Here is a 16008-nt window from a genome sequence, read left to right on the forward strand (position 1 = left end):
AGACCCCTGGCGCCTGTTCTGACGCCTTCGCGAGCAAGCCCGCTCCCACACCGGATCTCCTGTGAACACAAGTTCTGTGAACAACTGGATTCAAATGTGGGAGCGGGCTTGCTCGCGAAGAGGCCAGTACAGGCACCGAAAATCTCAGGTCAGATCAAACCTTCTTGTACAGCTGACTGCCTTCCTTCTTGAACCGCTCGGCCTGTTCCGCCAGGCCTCGGGCGACATCCACGTCGACCGCTTCGATACGCTGGTTGGCCGCGTACTCACGGACTTCCTGAGTGATCTTCATCGAGCAGAATTTCGGCCCGCACATCGAGCAGAAGTGCGCGACCTTCGCCGAGTCCTTCGGCAGCGTTTCATCGTGATACGAACGGGCGGTGTCCGGGTCCAGACCGAGGTTGAACTGGTCTTCCCAACGGAATTCGAAACGCGCCTTGCTCAGAGCGTTGTCGCGGATCTGCGCGCCCGGATGGCCCTTGGCAAGGTCGGCGGCATGCGCGGCGATCTTGTAGGTGATGATCCCGGTCTTCACGTCATCCTTGTTCGGCAAGCCCAAGTGCTCTTTGGGCGTCACGTAGCACAGCATCGCGCAACCGAACCAGCCGATCATCGCCGCACCGATGCCCGAGGTGATGTGGTCGTAACCTGGCGCGATGTCGGTGGTCAGCGGGCCGAGGGTGTAGAACGGCGCCTCGTCGCAGCACTCCAGTTGCTTGTCCATGTTCTCTTTGATCAGTTGCATCGGCACATGACCGGGGCCTTCGATCATGCATTGCACATCGTGCTTCCAGGCGATCTTGGTCAGCTCGCCGAGGGTTTCCAGTTCGCCGAATTGCGCTTCGTCGTTGGCGTCGGCAATCGAGCCCGGACGCAGGCCGTCGCCCAGCGAGAAGCTGACGTCGTAGGCCTTCATGATTTCGCAGATTTCGTCGAAGTGGGTGTAGAGGAAGTTCTCTTTGTGGTGCGCCAGGCACCACTTGGCCATGATCGAACCTCCACGGGAAACGATGCCGGTCACCCGCTTGGCGGTCAGCGGCACATAGCGCAACAGCACACCGGCGTGGATGGTGAAGTAGTCGACGCCCTGCTCGGCCTGCTCGATCAGTGTGTCGCGGAACAACTCCCAGGTCAGGTCTTCAGCGACGCCGTTGACCTTCTCCAGCGCCTGATAGATCGGCACAGTGCCGATCGGCACCGGCGAGTTGCGGATGATCCATTCGCGGGTTTCGTGAATGTGTTTGCCAGTGGACAGGTCCATCACGGTGTCCGAGCCCCAGCGAATGCCCCAGGTCAGTTTCGCCACTTCTTCTTCGATGGACGACCCCAGGGCGCTGTTGCCGATGTTGCCGTTGATCTTCACCAGGAAGTTACGGCCGATGATCATCGGTTCCAGTTCGACGTGGTTGATGTTGGCCGGAATGATTGCGCGACCACGGGCGATTTCTTCGCGGACGAACTCAGGGGTGATTTCTTTCGGGATGCTCGCGCCGAAGCTGTGCCCGGCGTGTTGCTGGTTCAACAGGCCGGCGGCGCGGGCCTCTTGCAGCTTCATGTTTTCGCGGATGGCGACGTATTCCATCTCGGCGGTGATGATGCCTTTGCGCGCGTAGTGCATCTGGCTGACGTTGGCCCCGGCCTTGGCGCGGCGCGGGTTGTTGACGTGAGCGAAACGCAGCTTGGTCAGTTCCGGGTCGGCGAGGCGCTCCTGACCGAAGCTGGAGCTCAGGCCGGCCAGGCGCTCGGTGTCACCACGGTCGTCGATCCAGGCCGAACGCACATCGGCCAAACCTTTACGCACGTCGATCACCACGTTCGGATCGGTGTACGGACCGGAGGTGTCGTACACAGTGACCGGCGCGTTGATTTCGCCGCCGAAGTCGGTGGGGGTCACGTCCAGGGTGATTTCGCGCATGGGCACGCGGATGTCCGGGCGCGAGCCCTGAACGTAGACTTTTTGCGAACGGGTGAACGGCTTGACCGATTGCTCGTCGACCTTGGCCGAGTCACTCAGGTTGATCGCGTTTTTTGCTTTTGTCGTCATCACGGGCTCTCCAGACAGCATCCAGGCAGTGGATTGTCGGAGCAGAACCTGAAAGGCACGGACGCACCAGGACCGGTGCTGTGCATCGTCGTCGAGCGTTCGATTGTCGAACAATATCCCGGACGAAGCACAAGAGGACTCGCCGGGTGACGAGAAATCTTGTTCCCTACGCAGGCGCTAACCTGATCAGGTTCAACGGGATCCGAAATTATTCGATCTCAGCCTCATAGCAAGGCACCCCGACAAGAACCCGGCCAGTCTAGACACAAGCGGCAAAGAACGCCAACACCGCGGCAAACACCATGATGAATGGCGCAATTGCCGGTGCTTGCAGGATTGTTGCAGCCCCAATGCCCAACTACACTCGCTACGCCATGCTGCGCCTTGACGCTGCGTGGACCGCGCCTTACCTTTGACACCCGGATTATTTCCATAATATTTGCTAGGGATCGCCTCATGCTGCGCAAACTTTCACTGGCTCTTGCCGTGTCTTGTGCGTCCAACGCAATGGCCTGGGCAGCAGAAGCGCCCTTGTCGACCAAAACCGATCTGGTCAGCGTCTATCAGGAAGCGGTCGACAACAATGCCGACCTCGCCGCCGCTCGCGCCCAGTACGGCGCACAGAAAGAAGTCGTACCGCAGGCCCGCGCCGGGCTGCTGCCGAACCTGTCCGGTGGCGCCGAAGTCGCCAACGTGCGCACCTCGATCGACCAGCCTTCGGCCACCGCCAGCCGCAGCGCCCATTCCTATCAGGCGACCCTGGCCCAGCCCTTGTTCCGCGCTGATCGCTGGTTCCAGTACCAGGCCGCCAAAGACGTCAACGAACAGGCGGCGCTGCAACTGTCTGCCACTGAGCAAAACCTGATCCTTCAATCGGCCGAAAGCTACTTCAATGTGCTGCGCAGTCAGGACAACCTGGCCTCGACCAAAGCGGAAGAAGCAGCGTTCAAGCGCCAACTCGACCAGTCCAACGAGCGCTTCGATGTCGGCCTGTCGGACAAGACCGACGTGCTGCAATCGCAGGCCAGCTACGACACCGCACGGGCCAACCGGATCGTCGCCCAGCGTCAGGTCGATGATGCGTTCGAAGCGCTGATCACCCTGACCAACCGTCAGTACAACTCGATTCAAGGCATCGTCCACACGCTGCCGATCCTGCCGCCAGCGCCGAACGACGCCAAGGCCTGGGTCGACACGGCGGCGAAACAGAACCTCAATCTGCTGGCGAGCAACTTTGCTGTCAGTTCGGCTGAGGAAACGTTGAAGCAACGCAAGGCCGGTCACTTGCCGACCCTCGACGCCGTGGCCAAATACGAAAAGGGTGACAACGACGCCCTCGGCTTCTCCAATCCGAACGCCTTCGGCACGCCGTACCGTGGCAACGTCGAACAGAGCACGCTGGGGCTGCAACTGAACATCCCGATCTACAGCGGCGGGCTGACCAGTTCGCAAGTGCGTCAGTCTTACGAGCAACTGAATCAGAGCGAACAACAGCGCGAATCCCTGCGCCGGCAAGTCGTCGAGAACACTCGCAACCTGCACCGTGCGGTGAACACCGATGTCGAGCAGGTGCAGGCGCGCCGCCAGTCGATCATCTCCAACCAGAGCGCAGTGGAAGCCACGGAAATCGGTTATCAAGTCGGTACGCGCAACATCGTCGATGTGCTCGATGCCCAGCGACAGCTGTACACCTCGGTGCGCAACTACAACAACACCCGCTACGACTACATCCTCGACAACCTGCGCTTGAAGCAGGCAGCAGGCACGTTGAACCCGGGTGACTTGCAGGACCTGACGCGCTATCTGAAAGCCGACTACAACCCGGACAAGGACTTCCTGCCGCCGGACCTGGCCAAGGCTGCTGAGGCGCAGCTCAAGGCGCGGCCTTAAAAAAATCGCCGCCTGCGGTGTGAGCTGGAGCAGGCGGCGATCTTTTTTTGTGTAGGGTTACTTGATCAAGCGCCCCAACCCATCCAACAAACGCTGCAACGCCCCCTGATTGCGGCGCATCACATTCAGCCCCGCCTCAGCCATGCGCTGCGCATCGCGCGGCAGTTCGAACAAGCGCCGCACTTCCACTGCCAGCCCTTCGGCATCATCCACCTCAACCAACGCGCCGGCTTCACGCATCTGCGCGGCGATGTCGAGGAAGTTGAACAGGTGCGGGCCGCTGATCACAGGTTTCGCCAAGGCGGCCGGTTCCAGCAGGTTGTGCCCACCGTTCGGCACCAGGCTGCCGCCGACAAACGCACTGTCGGCCAAGGCATAGAGAAACAGCAACTCGCCCATGGTGTCGCCGAGCAGCACCGATGTTTCAGCCGCGACGTTAGCGTCGGTGGAGCGGCGCACCGTGGCGAAGCCTTCGCGCTGGCACAGTTCGAACACCGTGCTGAAACGCTCCGGATGACGCGGCACCAGAATCAACAGTGCATTCGGATAGCTGGCCAGTAACTGACGATGGGCGTTGAGCACCACTTCGTCTTCGCCTTCGTGAGTGCTGGCGGCGATCCACACCGGACGTTCCAGCGCTTGCCACTGGCCGCGCAATTGGGCGGCGCGCTGCAGCAGTTGCGGGTCGATGGTCAGGTCGAACTTGATCGACCCCGTCACTTCGACCGTTTCAGGACGCGCGCCCAGATCACGGAAGCGCTGGGCTTCCGCTTCGGTCTGCACGGCAAAAAAACTCATCTCGGCGAGCATTGGCGCGGTCAGCTTGCGGAAGCGGCCATAACCCCGGGCCGAACGTTCAGACAATCGCCCGTTGGCCAACGCCACTGGAATGCCGCGTTTGGCGCATTGATGAATGTGATTGGGCCAGAGCTCGGTTTCCATGATCACCGCCAGCTTCGGCTGCGCACGCTCCAGAAAACGCGCTGCGGCACACGGCAAGTCATACGGCAGGTAGCAATGCTGGATGCGCGGCTCGTTGGCGAACAGGGCCTGAATTCGCTCCGATCCGGTCGGCGTCATGCAGGTCACAGTGATTGGCAACTGTGGATAACGTTGCAGCAAGGCGCGAATCATCGGCGCCGCCGCAATACTTTCGCCCACCGACACCGCGTGCACCCAGATGCCACCCGGTTGCAACGTCGGCATGCCATAAGAGAAACGTTCGCCAATCCGCTTGGCATACGCCGGCGCTTTTCGCGCCCGTAGCCATAGCCGAATCGCCACCAATGGCAGCCCCAGGTAAAACAGCGCGGTGTAGAGAGTTCTATTCATGGCGGCGGAGTTTATCGACTTTTGTCGCCGATGGCCCGCAAGTGCACGGCAAAACGCTCTGCCAGCCAGCGCGCGGCCGGGCCGAGCGGCTCGTCGCGGCGCCAGACCAGTTCGACCACCAGCGCCGGCGGCGTCCATTCGCTGTCGAGCTCGACCATCAAGCCCTGATAGGCCGAATACTGCACGACATGCCGTGGCAACCACGCCCAGCCCAGGTCGCGCACCAGCCACTCGGCCATGACATAGAAGCTGTCGGCACGCCACACTTGCGGGCTGGCCGGGTCGTTGCCGGGGTAAACACTGGTTTGCGTCGACATCAACAGTTGCCGATGTTGCGCCATTTGCTGGCAGGTGACGTAGGACTGCGTCGCCAAGGGATGGTTGATCCCGCAGACGGTGACCATCTCCACGCGCCCCAGTACCCGACGTTCAAGTGCCTCGGGGATTTCATCGTGATAGAACAGCAGCCCGAGATCGGCGCGGTGTTCCACCAGTTTGCGCGCCACTTCGCCTTGGGCGGCGCTGGTCAGTTGCACTTCCAGGCTGGGGAAATGCTCGGCCAACGCGCCGAAACTCTCCAGCAGCGCCTGGTACGGCATCGCCTCATCCTGAGCCACCCGTAATTGCGCCTCCTGGCCGCGCATCATCGCCATGGCCCGACCATTGAGACGCTCGCATTGGCGCAACACTTCCCGCGCCTCTTCAAGCAGTGCCTCACCCGCTTCGGTGAGGCTGGGTTGACGCCCGCTGCTACGCTGGAACAGGCTGACACCCAAGTCGTCCTCCAGCATGGCAATCGCACTGCTGATGGCTGACTGCGCCTTGCGTTGCTGCCGCGCCACGGCGGAGAACGAGCGCTGCTCAGCGACGTCGACAAACACCCGCAACTGATCGAGATTCCACTGCATGCTGATCCACCAACCTATCTCAATAACAGATAGGTAATGACTTTACCCCATCTGAGGAATCACTAGAATGCCGCCTCAGCAAGCAACATTTTCCATGAGGATTTGAACCATGAACGCCTACGTCTATCTGGCCATTGCCATTTGCGCCGAAGTGATAGCCACCGTTTCGATGAAGGCGGTCAAAGGCATCAGCACACCCCTGCCACTGATTCTGGTGATTGTCGGCTACAGCATCGCTTTCTGGATGCTGACGCTGGTGGTGCGAACGGTGCCGGTGGGTGTCGCTTACGCCGTTTGGGCCGGAATGGGCATCGTCATGGTCAGTGTCGCGGCGCTGTTCGTTTACGGGCAGAAGCTGGATCTGCCGGCGATGCTGGGGATGGCGTTGATTGTCCTGGGTGTCGTCGTCATCCAGCTCTTCTCGAAAACCGCCGGCCATTAACGCCAACTCCAATCCCTGTGGGAGCGAGCAGGCTCCCACATTGGTCTTGCCTCAGCCTTGTTGATCACCGACAAATCCGCCTCTTTCCCGAGTCTGTATACTGCGCCCTCGTCTTGAACTCTGAGGTCGCTGCATGCCATCTGTTATTTCCACCGACGTTCTGATTGTCGGCGCTGGTGTCGCCGGCCTCTGGCTGAATGCACGCCTGCGTCGTCAGGGTTTTTCGACCGTGCTGGTGGAAAGTGCCAGCCTCGGTGGCGGGCAGAGCCTGAAATCCCAAGGCATCATCCACGGCGGCGCCAAGTACGCGCTGCACGGTGCGCTGACCGGCGCCTCGGAAGCCATCGCCGATATGCCACGGCGCTGGCGTGAAGCGCTGGCCGGTAACGGCGAACTGGACCTGTCCGGCGTGCGCTTGCTGTCCGACGCTCATTACCTATGGTCGCCCGGCACCCTCGCCGGCAACCTCACCAGTTTCTTTGCCAGCAAAGCCGTGCGTGGCCGTGTCGATCAGGTCAAAGGTGAACAACTGCCACCCGCCCTGCAAGACAAGCGTTTCAAGGGCAAGGTCTATCGTCTCGCCGAACTGGTGGTGGATGTGCCGGGCCTGATCCAGCGTCTGGCCGATCTGGCCGGCGATGGCCTGTTGGCCGGACGCACCATCGAGCCTCTGCTCGAAGCGGGTGTGCTGGTCGGCCTGAAAGTCGACGGTCGCGAAATCCGCGCCCAGCGCATCGTCCTCAGTGCCGGCGCCGGTACCGCTGAACTGCTCACCGCCCTGGGCTTGAGCCAACCGGCCATGCAACGCCGTCCGCTGCACATGATCATCGCCAAAGGTCCGGGTCTGAAACCGCTGTACGCCCACTGCCTGGGCGGCGGCACCAAACCGCGCATCACCGTGACAACCCATCCGGCCGCTGACGGCCAGTGGGTCTGGTACATGGGTGGCGACATCGCCGAAAGCGAAGGCGTGGCTCGCGAGCCTGCCGAGCAGATCGCCACGGCGCAAAAAGAAATCGCTCAGTTGTTGCCGTGGATCGACCTCAGCACCACGCAGTGGGCGACCTTGCGCGTCGACCGTGCCGAACCGCTGCAAACCGGCCTGACGCGCCCGGACAACGCCTTCCTCGCCGAAGAGGGGCGCCTGTTGGTCGGCTGGCCCACCAAACTGGCGCTGGCACCGGACTTCGCTGATCGCGTGTTCGCTTCGCTGCAACGCGACGGTATCCAGCCGCAAGCCGCCGAGCCATTACCGCCGCTGCCGAAACCACTCATGGGCGTTCCGGCCTGGGAGCAACTGCTGCCATGACGATTGCAACCCTGCACGACTTGCTCCGCCCATTGGGCAGCACGGGCCTGAGGGTTTCGCCGTTGGGCCTGGGCACCGTCAAACTCGGCCGTGATCAAGGCGTTAAATACCCCAACGGCTTCCAGATTCCCGACGACGACGACGCGCGCAGGCTGCTCAAACTTTCTCGGGACTTGGGCATCAATCTGATCGACACCGCCCCGGCCTATGGCCGCAGCGAAGAACGCCTCGGCCCGCTGTTGCGGGGTCAGCGTCAGGACTGGGTGATTGTCAGCAAGGTCGGTGAAGAGTTCGCCAACGGCGAGTCTCGCCACGACTTCAGCGCAGCGCACACCCGGATGTCGGTGGAACGCAGTCTGCAACGTCTGGAAACGGACTTCATCGATCTGGTGCTGGTGCATTCCGATGGCAACGACATCGCCATCCTTGAGCACGAAGCGGTGTACGCGACGCTCGCGGCGCTCAAGGCTGAAGGCAAGATCCGCGGCTTCGGTTTCTCCGGCAAAACCGTCGAAGGCGGGTTGAAGGCGCTGGAGCAAGGCGACTGTGCGATGGTCACCTACAATCTGAACGAACAAAACGAGAAGGCTGTCATTGACTATGCTGCTGTTCACGGCAAGGCCATCCTGGTGAAAAAAGCCTTGGCCAGCGGTCACATTTGCCTGAGCCCGGGCGTGGATCCGGTGCAGGCCAGCTTCGAGTTGCTGTTTGCCCAGCCTGGCGTAGCCAGTGCTATTGTCGGGACGATCAATCCGCTGCACCTCGCCCATAACGTTGCGACCGTTGCCCAAGTCCTTCGTGGTCATTGACGCCGCTTCGCGGCCTTAAGCAGGAGCCGATATGGCGCGCACGCTCATCAGAAAGAACCCGAGCAACTTCAAGACGCTGCCACTGTTCGTCGAAGCAACGCCCGAAGGCCTGACGTATCAGAGTGTCGGCATGCCATTGAATTTCACCCAGACCCTGCAGCGGCGCAAACCGGTCAGCGTGGCCGACACCGAGCGCTTCTCACTGGAACTGGCGAACCTCGGGGTGTCGGTGCGACTGACCCTGCATTGGCAGGGTCGCGACTATTGGGTATTGGTGCGTCAGCGGCGCCAGGATCGCGGCGACGTGGTGCTCAAGTTGATTTCCGGTTACGTGCCGGCCCACGAACTGAACATCCCGCTGCACACCGCCATTCAAGAGATCGCCGAAGAGTGTCTGCTGGAAACCCCGGAAGGCTGGCTCGGCGGGCGCTTCAACGATACGTGGCTGCCGGCGCCCTACTCAGCCGCGCTGCATTATCGCGAGGCCCTGCCGTTTCGCCTGACGCCGCTGTCCGGCTCGGCGCGGCCCATTCGTTGCGCCAATCTGCAATTGCTGGAACGTCCACGGGCGTACGTGCATTTGCCCACCGCGTCGCTGCAATTGATCTATGACCTGCGGCTGGAGGTGCCCAAGGAAGCCAAATCCCTGAGCCTGTTCCACGTCGATGAGCGTTTGGAGGGCGATCAACTGGTGGCGCGGCTCGACCGCAAACGCCCGGACCTGTACCTGATGCCACTCAAGGACGGCGCGCCAGTGGCCGAGTTGTACACCCTCAAGCGCGACAAACTCCTGCCGGCCAGTACCCGCGGACTCTACCTGGCCGAGAGCTTTGCGAGCCAGGAAGGGTGGGTCGTGCGCGAAGAGCGGATTCGCTGGAAAGACTGGCTCGTGCAGCAGGGACTGCAACCGGCAGAACCCCCTCGCCCAGGGCTCAAGCAATTGAGCCTCAAGGCCCTGAGCCTGGTGGGCATCGGCAAGAAACGCGCGAGCAAATAGCCAACTAGCGACGACGATCCATCCATGTGCGCAGTGTTGCGAAGAAATGGAAGTAACGATTTTCGCGTTTGCCCATGCCGCGCTTGGGCGAGAACGATTCTTCGGCAAAGGCGCCGGTGATTCGAACTCGGGAGGCCTGGGTCGGTAGCGTACAAATCCTGGTGCCCGCCTGCTGCAATGCATATTTGAGCAGGCGCTCGGAGTGCAGCTTTCTTCCCGTCGCGCGGCAGAAGTCGAAGATGCGCTCGATCCGTTTGCCATACGCGACGTAGGTATCGCGCCCACAAATGGCAAATCGATCATTCAGCCCGCCCCACCACTGCCAGTCAGGAATGTAGGCATTGTGCCGCCGGGCTTGTTGGTGACTGAACACATAGGCGGGAAGCGGGTCGTGGAAAAAAATGTCCGGTCGCACGAAGACAACAAAATCCGGACTGAAGGTTTCGATCATCGTAGTGACGGTATGCAGTGAGTTGAGCTGAAAGATCAGGTTGCGCAGCGATGCATAGTCATCAGCCCAGGTATCACCCTGTGCTTTGACCTGCTCGAAATCCCAACGCTGCAGCACGTCTTCAGTGGAAGTCAGCGCTCCCGTCATCGCCTCGAACGGCTGATAGTTGTCAGCCGCCAGTTCGCCTTTCTCGCCAGATCGCGTGTTCTGCACTTCATCGATTTTGTACAGGTGATAAAAGCACTTCACGTCGCTGCCAACAGGCAACTGCGCCAATACGTTCTGCTCGATGGAAGGAAAGCAAATTTGCGAGTTTCTCGGGATCCCGAAAAAAGCCACGGCAATTTTCAACACTCAACAGCACCTTTTATTTTTGGCGAAACAGCTTTTGCCACCAGCGACGTGGCTGCAGAGGGACCACGAAGACGTCCGACGCCCTTAGCCAGTCCCGCTCATAATCCCAGGCATGGCCACCCCACAATTTTCCGGCCTCGTTGGAAAAACCCAGGGTCATGAGCTGATAGGTATAACCGGTATGGCCGCGCAACCAATCGAACAGCACCAGCGTGTTGAAACCCGTGGAGGGCCCGACGTAACGCTTGCCTCCCGGACGATCGACCGGATAGTGCCATAGCGGCGGCAAGGGGATGCGATCCCAGTACATGGCTACCCTCGGCAACGGACACATCGGCGCGGCGCAGCCCACCAGCAAGGTGAAACAGCGCTCACTTGCCTGCTCGAACAGCCGCTGCACATCCGGCCCGTAGGGAAGGCCGAAAAAATACGCATCCGGTGCGTTGTACCCGTGCACGAAGACATTCACGCTCCGCGAGTCGAGCAGCGTTGCCTTGATGCAGGTATTGAAGCTGACCACGACATCGTCGACGCCAAGGTTAAGCGCCTGAAAATCCGCCACAGTAATAGCCGGATTGTTGGCGATCAGTACGACACGAGCCGCACGGCTCAGGCACTCGCGCAAAGGCTCAGGCAACGCGTCCAGAACAGACTGGTCACCGCCGGGTAGCGCATCCAGCGCCATGTGTTCGTCCATCATTCAGAACGGCACCTTCATCCCGTAACGTAGCTTCACCCAGAACCTCGTGAGCGCCGAAGGCGATTGCCATGGGCGCATCTCGCGCTGGATTTCAGTAGCCAACGTCTGACCCACACGGGCAAAGGAATAGCGACTTTGTGCGAACACCTGTCCATTGCTGGCGATACGCTGCGCCAACTCCGGGTCGTCCTGCAGCAGTTTGATCTTTTCCAGTGCTTGCGCTTCGCTGCGATAAAACACCGTGTTGTGCATATCTTCGAAGCCGAGCAACTGGTCTTCTTCGCCCTGACTCCAGGCCAGCAATACGCAACCGCAAGCCATGGCTTCAAAGTTCTTGATCATGAATTCGTTCATGCCGATGTCGGCGCTGACGAAAATCTTGATGCGATTGAGCATTTCCAGATACTCCGAGCCCGATTCGGTCCGGGTCACCAGCATGCCGGTGCGCTGCGCCAAAGACTCGAGCAGCGATTTGCGCTGGGCATACTCGGTACTTTTCAGGCTACCGAGAAAGCCGATGGGAATGTCCCGCTCGACACCGGTGTTGTGCAGCATCTGTTCGTCGTAACCCTTTGAAACGAACGCTGTATCAATGCCTTCAGCCAGCATTTTGCGGGCAACCACGGCACCGGACACCAACGCCCGACAACTCGGAAGACGACGATAGAGACGCGAATACACCCCACGGTATTTACTGGCAGGCATGTAGTTCTGGTACGCGTCGTGTTCGAGAAAGATCAACCCGGGAATGCACTTGAGCACCCGCAATTGTCTGGTCAGGCGCTTGACCCGGGAGAAGATCACCACACGATCGAAGGTTTGATAATCAACCGAGGCCAGAAACGGCCCCAGGTTCATTTGTTGCCGCTTGCTCAAACGATAGATGAAACACTCATCACAATTCTGCTGAACGATGTCGTAGAGCCGGTCGAGAATGACCCGCTGCTCGTCCATCACCAGGAGCATGACTTTCATAAGTTAATTGACCACGCGACGTAAGCGGGCAAGCGCAGCGGACTCAACCTTGCCAACATCATCGGAAACGGCTCGATCCCCAAGGCAAAATCCGTTCACACGCAGTACACAACGGCAAAAATTCATCTGATCAGCGACTGCGGATTTTTTCGACAATCGCCGTTGTCGAGCTGTTTTCCACGAGCCCCAGCACTTTCACGGTGCCGCCATAAGCCGTCACGATGTCCGCGCCGACCACTTGGTCGATCCCGTAATCGCCCCCCTTGACCAGCACATCCGGTTTGACTTCGCGTAGCAGGTTTTCCGGCGTGCCTTCAGGGAAGCTGATCACCCAGTCCACCGCCCCAAGCCCAGCCAGCACGGCCATGCGCCGGTCGACACTGTTGATCGGGCGACCCGGCCCCTTCAGGCGACTGACCGAAGCATCGTCGTTGACTGCGACGATCAGTCGATCGCCTTGGGCCCGTGCCTGTTCCAGATAGGTCACGTGACCGGCATGCAGAATGTCGAAGCAGCCATTGGTGAACACGATCTTTTCGTTATGCGCCCGTGCATCGGCCACTGCGAGCAACAACTGTTCAAGACCCAGCACGCCGCGCTCGGAACCCTCTTCACGCTGAATCGCACGACGCAATTCCGGGGCGCTGATGGCCGCCGTACCAAGTTTGCCAACGACAATGCCCGCTGCCAGGTTGGCCAGCGCCACCGCGTGGGGCAGATCTTCGCCGGCTGCGATGGCTGCCGCGAGGGTGGAAATCACAGTATCACCGGCACCGGTCACATCGAATACCTCACGGGCCCGGGCAGGCAGGTGCAGCGCTGGCTGATCAGGGCGTAGCAACGTCATGCCGTGCTCGCCCCGTGTTACCAGCAAAGCGCCGAGTTCCAGGTCGTGCATCAGCGTCGCCCCCTTGCTGACGAGTTCGTGCTCATCGACACAACCGCCGACGATGGCTTCGAATTCACTGAGGTTCGGGGTAATCAGGCTGGCGCCACGATAGACCGAGAAGTCCTTGCCTTTCGGGTCGGCCAGCACCGGGATGTTTTTGGCGCGTGCCGCCTGGATCAGGGCCTGATGGTTTCTCAATGCACCTTTACCGTAGTCGGACAACACCAGTACTTTGACGCCTTCAAGCAAGTCATCGACCTGCGAGCCAAGGGCAAGTGCGTCAGTGGCGAACGGTTCTTCGAAGTCGATACGCAGCAGTTGCTGGTGCCGGCTCATGACCCGCAGCTTGACGATGGTTGGCTGGTGCGCAATGCGCTGGAACAAGGCACGTACGCCCACGCCCTTGAGACTGTTGCTCAGGCTGTCGGCGGCTTCGTCGTCACCGGTCACACCGACCAGGGACGCCGGCGCACCCAGCGCGGCAATGTTCAAGGCAACGTTGGCGGCACCGCCCGGACGATCTTCGATTTGCTCGACTTTAACGACCGGCACCGGGGCCTCAGGGGAAATCCGTGAGGTTCCGCCATGCCAGTAACGGTCGAGCATGACATCACCGACCACCAAGACTGGGGCTTGATCGAATCGCGGCATGGACAACTTCATGGAGCAACCCACATACAAAATGAACAGGGGCGCGATATTAACACAGGGTTGGCGCAGGCTTGTGTACAGGCTGCAACAGGATGAAACAGCTATTGTCTTTGCTTGTTTTTTGAGCAAATGGGCGGAGAATTGCTGGCCTGCCTCGGACAACTCGAGAGTTTCGGTATCGATCCGACACTCGACAGCAGCGGTACATACAATCCTTCCCCCATAAGCGAGCAGTTCGTAATCACGCTGATAAGCCCGCCGCCCCCCCCGCTTGTTCCGCAGGGACAGAACTCTTGGGCCGACGAGGAAAACCTGAACGCCACGGCAAACTGCGCCGGGAATTGATCTTCGTACCCGTATGACGGGCGCCAGCCATTGAACACCGCGACGCCTACGTGGCTGCCCGCGCATTTGGGCACATCAATGAACGAACAGGAACGCTGAGTCAGGCGATGTCTTCGGCCGGGGCGTCGAGCCCCATGGCGTTCAGACGCGCGTAGTAACCGTTTTGCGCCAATAGTTCATCGTGAGTACCGCGCTCGACGATCCGCCCCTGGTCCATGACCAGAATCAGATCGGCTTTCTCGATGGTCGATAAACGGTGAGCAATCACTAGCGTGGTGCGGCCCTTCATGACCTGATCCAGCGCCGCTTGAATGTGCCGTTCGGATTCCGTGTCGAGAGCCGAGGTTGCCTCATCGAGAATCAGCAACGGTGCGTTCTTGAGCAATGCACGGGCAATCGCCAGGCGCTGGCGCTGGCCACCGGAAAGCAATACCCCGTTCTCGCCGACCTGGGTGTCCAGGCCTTCAGGCAGTTGCGAAATGAAGTCCATCGCGTAGGCGTCACACGCAGCCTTCTCGATGTCTTCACGCGGTGCGCCAACCAGATCGCCATAAGCGATGTTGTTGGCCACGGTGTCGCTGAACAAGGTCACGTGTTGGGTCACTTGGGCGATATGACGGCGCAGGTTAAGCAGTTTGTACTGCTCGACTTCCACACCGTCGATAAGGATTTCGCCCTTGTCGTGGTGATAGAAGCGCGGAATCAGATTGGCCAGCGTTGACTTGCCGCTGCCCGAACGGCCGACAAGCGCCACCATCTGCCCGGGCTCGACCGAAAAGCTGATGTCATCGAGCACCTGACGTTCAGTGTCCGGGTAGGTAAAGCTCAGGTTACGTACATCAAGACGACCGGTCACCGAATCGCGCTCGACCGTACCGGTGTCGGTTTCAGGCTTGACGTCCAGTTGCTCGAAAATGCTTTCGGCACCGGCCACACCTTTCTGAATTGTTGAACTGACTTCAGACAACTGACGGATGGGCTTGGGCAACAGGCCGGCCAGAGTGATATAGGCGACCATGTCACCGGCCGACGCGTCACCGCGCAGGAACAGCACCAAGAACATCAACACAGCCATGGCGCTGTAGATCACCAGTTGCAGCAACGGCGTGTAGATCGCACCGGTGCGGGTCATGCGCAGTTGTTTGTCGGTGTTGCCCTGGCTGGCATTGAAGAAGCGTTTCTGTTCGTAGACCTCGCCGCCGAAGCTGCGCACGACACGATAGCCCTGAATGGTTTCCGAGGCCACGTGGGTAACGTCGCCCATGGCCAGTTGGATCTTCTTGCTCTGCTTGCGGAATTTTTTGCTCGCGGTGCGCACCATCAGAGCGATGAGCGGCAGGATCGCGACCATGACCAACGTCAGCTTCCAGTTCATGAACATCAAGGAGACAAACAGGAAGATCACTGTCATGCCTTCACGGATTACGACCTTGATCGCATCTGTCGCCGCCCCTGTGACCATGGTCACGTTGAAGGTAATGCGCGAAATCAGATGACCGGAGTTATGCTTGTCGAAATAGCGGTTGGGCAGGACCAGCAGGTTATTGAACAGTTGCACCCGCAAGTCATGCACCAGGCCGAGGGATACCTTGGCCAGAAAATAGTTACCCAGATAAGAACCCAGCCCCTGCCACGCAGCAATCAGGATGATCAGCAGCGGCACGGCCTGCAGCAGTTGCAGGTCACGCAGGTAGGGCACGGAGGGGAACAGCACCGCTTCAGGGTTCGACAGGCCGTCAACAAAATACTTGAGGATGTAGCCAAGCATCGGCTGCGTCGAAGCGAAAATCAAAAAACCGACAATGCTGATCAGGAACAAACTGATGTACGGCCTGACGTAGCCGAGCAGGCGGAAGTAGATTTTCAAGCTCGAAGGGCTTGCGGCGAGACTGGAGTCGGTCATATCACGCGA

The 16008-nt window shown here is 59.9% G+C and carries 13 protein-coding genes and 1 riboswitch; of the genes, 5 read left to right on the forward strand and 8 right to left on the reverse strand.

Annotated features, from left to right (window positions below):
• Positions 1-154: 154 nt before the first annotated feature.
• Positions 155-2044, reverse strand: coding sequence for a phosphomethylpyrimidine synthase ThiC (gene thiC / locus AACY18_RS15910; RefSeq protein WP_339432294.1), 1890 nt, complete (start codon positions 2042-2044; stop codon positions 155-157).
• A 146-nt stretch (positions 2045-2190) separates the two neighbouring features.
• Positions 2191-2296, reverse strand: a riboswitch (TPP riboswitch).
• A gap of 204 nt (positions 2297-2500) precedes the next feature.
• Here thiC and AACY18_RS15915 point away from each other — a divergent pair.
• Positions 2501-3934 carry a TolC family outer membrane protein gene (locus AACY18_RS15915; RefSeq protein ID WP_339432293.1) on the forward strand — a complete coding sequence of 478 codons (1434 nt, stop codon included), beginning with the start codon at positions 2501-2503 and terminating at the stop codon, positions 3932-3934.
• A 57-nt stretch (positions 3935-3991) separates the two neighbouring features.
• Here AACY18_RS15915 and waaA read toward each other — a convergent pair whose 3' ends face one another.
• Positions 3992-5266: a lipid IV(A) 3-deoxy-D-manno-octulosonic acid transferase gene (gene waaA, locus AACY18_RS15920; RefSeq protein WP_339465351.1), complete on the reverse strand. Its 1275-nt coding sequence runs from the start codon at positions 5264-5266 to the stop codon at positions 3992-3994.
• Between the two features lie 11 nt (positions 5267-5277).
• Entirely contained in the window at positions 5278-6174 is an 897-nt protein-coding gene (locus tag AACY18_RS15925; RefSeq protein ID WP_339432291.1) for a LysR family transcriptional regulator, read from the reverse strand.
• A gap of 109 nt (positions 6175-6283) precedes the next feature.
• On the opposite strand from AACY18_RS15925, the gene AACY18_RS15930 reads away from it, so the two are divergent.
• The 4 genes from AACY18_RS15930 (at position 6284) to AACY18_RS15945 (ending at position 9731) form a co-directional block, all read left to right on the forward strand.
• The gene (locus AACY18_RS15930) at positions 6284-6616 is read left to right on the forward strand and encodes a DMT family transporter (protein ID WP_221731228.1); all 333 of its coding nucleotides are present in this window, start codon (positions 6284-6286) and stop codon (positions 6614-6616) included.
• A 133-nt stretch (positions 6617-6749) separates the two neighbouring features.
• Positions 6750-7925 (forward strand): NAD(P)/FAD-dependent oxidoreductase, encoded by a 1176-nt coding sequence (locus tag AACY18_RS15935; RefSeq protein WP_339465352.1) that lies wholly within the window; start codon positions 6750-6752, stop codon positions 7923-7925.
• Complete coding sequence (locus tag AACY18_RS15940) at positions 7922-8734, forward strand: aldo/keto reductase (RefSeq protein WP_339465353.1); 813 nt, start codon at positions 7922-7924, stop codon at positions 8732-8734. Before AACY18_RS15935 ends, AACY18_RS15940 begins: the two co-directional genes overlap by 4 nt.
• Before the next feature lie 31 nt (positions 8735-8765).
• Positions 8766-9731 (forward strand): metal ABC transporter ATPase, encoded by a 966-nt coding sequence (locus tag AACY18_RS15945; RefSeq protein WP_339465354.1) that lies wholly within the window; start codon positions 8766-8768, stop codon positions 9729-9731.
• 4 nt (positions 9732-9735) lie between these two features.
• On the opposite strand, the gene AACY18_RS15950 is transcribed toward AACY18_RS15945, so the two are convergent.
• The 5 genes from AACY18_RS15950 to msbA all read right to left on the reverse strand — a co-directional run bounded on the left by AACY18_RS15950 (position 9736) and on the right by msbA (position 15999).
• Positions 9736-10536 (reverse strand): hypothetical protein, encoded by an 801-nt coding sequence (locus AACY18_RS15950; protein ID WP_339465355.1) that lies wholly within the window; start codon positions 10534-10536, stop codon positions 9736-9738.
• Between the two features lie 13 nt (positions 10537-10549).
• Positions 10550-11236 (reverse strand): hypothetical protein, encoded by a 687-nt coding sequence (locus tag AACY18_RS15955; protein WP_339465356.1) that lies wholly within the window; start codon positions 11234-11236, stop codon positions 10550-10552.
• Positions 11237-12211 (reverse strand): glycosyltransferase, encoded by a 975-nt coding sequence (locus AACY18_RS15960; protein ID WP_339465357.1) that lies wholly within the window; start codon positions 12209-12211, stop codon positions 11237-11239.
• A 130-nt stretch (positions 12212-12341) separates the two neighbouring features.
• Positions 12342-13763 carry a bifunctional D-glycero-beta-D-manno-heptose-7-phosphate kinase/D-glycero-beta-D-manno-heptose 1-phosphate adenylyltransferase HldE gene (gene hldE / locus AACY18_RS15965; protein ID WP_339432284.1) on the reverse strand — a complete coding sequence of 474 codons (1422 nt, stop codon included), beginning with the start codon at positions 13761-13763 and terminating at the stop codon, positions 12342-12344.
• A 433-nt stretch (positions 13764-14196) separates the two neighbouring features.
• Positions 14197-15999 (reverse strand): lipid A export permease/ATP-binding protein MsbA, encoded by a 1803-nt coding sequence (msbA, locus tag AACY18_RS15975; protein WP_339432283.1) that lies wholly within the window; start codon positions 15997-15999, stop codon positions 14197-14199.
• Positions 16000-16008: the final 9 nt, after the last annotated feature.

This window comes from Pseudomonas sp. EA_65y_Pfl2_P74 (assembly GCF_963970575.1).
Taxonomy (GTDB): domain Bacteria; phylum Pseudomonadota; class Gammaproteobacteria; order Pseudomonadales; family Pseudomonadaceae; genus Aquipseudomonas; species Aquipseudomonas baetica_A.

Bases quoted from the DNA above. Each gene is read 5' to 3' on its own strand.
- msbA (WP_339432283.1), bottom strand. From the start codon at position 15,999: ATGACCGACTCCAGTCTCGCCGCAAGCCCTTCGAGCTTGAAAATCTAC.
- AACY18_RS15945 (WP_339465354.1), top strand. From the start codon at position 8,766: ATGGCGCGCACGCTCATCAGAAAGAACCCGAGCAACTTCAAGACGCTG.
- AACY18_RS15925 (WP_339432291.1), bottom strand. From the start codon at position 6,174: ATGCAGTGGAATCTCGATCAGTTGCGGGTGTTTGTCGACGTCGCTGAG.
- AACY18_RS15915 (WP_339432293.1), top strand. From the start codon at position 2,501: ATGCTGCGCAAACTTTCACTGGCTCTTGCCGTGTCTTGTGCGTCCAAC.
- waaA (WP_339465351.1), bottom strand. From the start codon at position 5,266: ATGAATAGAACTCTCTACACCGCGCTGTTTTACCTGGGGCTGCCATTG.
- AACY18_RS15930 (WP_221731228.1), top strand. From the start codon at position 6,284: ATGAACGCCTACGTCTATCTGGCCATTGCCATTTGCGCCGAAGTGATA.
- hldE (WP_339432284.1), bottom strand. From the start codon at position 13,763: ATGAAGTTGTCCATGCCGCGATTCGATCAAGCCCCAGTCTTGGTGGTC.
- AACY18_RS15935 (WP_339465352.1), top strand. From the start codon at position 6,750: ATGCCATCTGTTATTTCCACCGACGTTCTGATTGTCGGCGCTGGTGTC.
- AACY18_RS15940 (WP_339465353.1), top strand. From the start codon at position 7,922: ATGACGATTGCAACCCTGCACGACTTGCTCCGCCCATTGGGCAGCACG.
- AACY18_RS15960 (WP_339465357.1), bottom strand. From the start codon at position 12,211: ATGAAAGTCATGCTCCTGGTGATGGACGAGCAGCGGGTCATTCTCGAC.
- thiC (WP_339432294.1), bottom strand. From the start codon at position 2,044: ATGACGACAAAAGCAAAAAACGCGATCAACCTGAGTGACTCGGCCAAG.
- AACY18_RS15955 (WP_339465356.1), bottom strand. From the start codon at position 11,236: ATGATGGACGAACACATGGCGCTGGATGCGCTACCCGGCGGTGACCAG.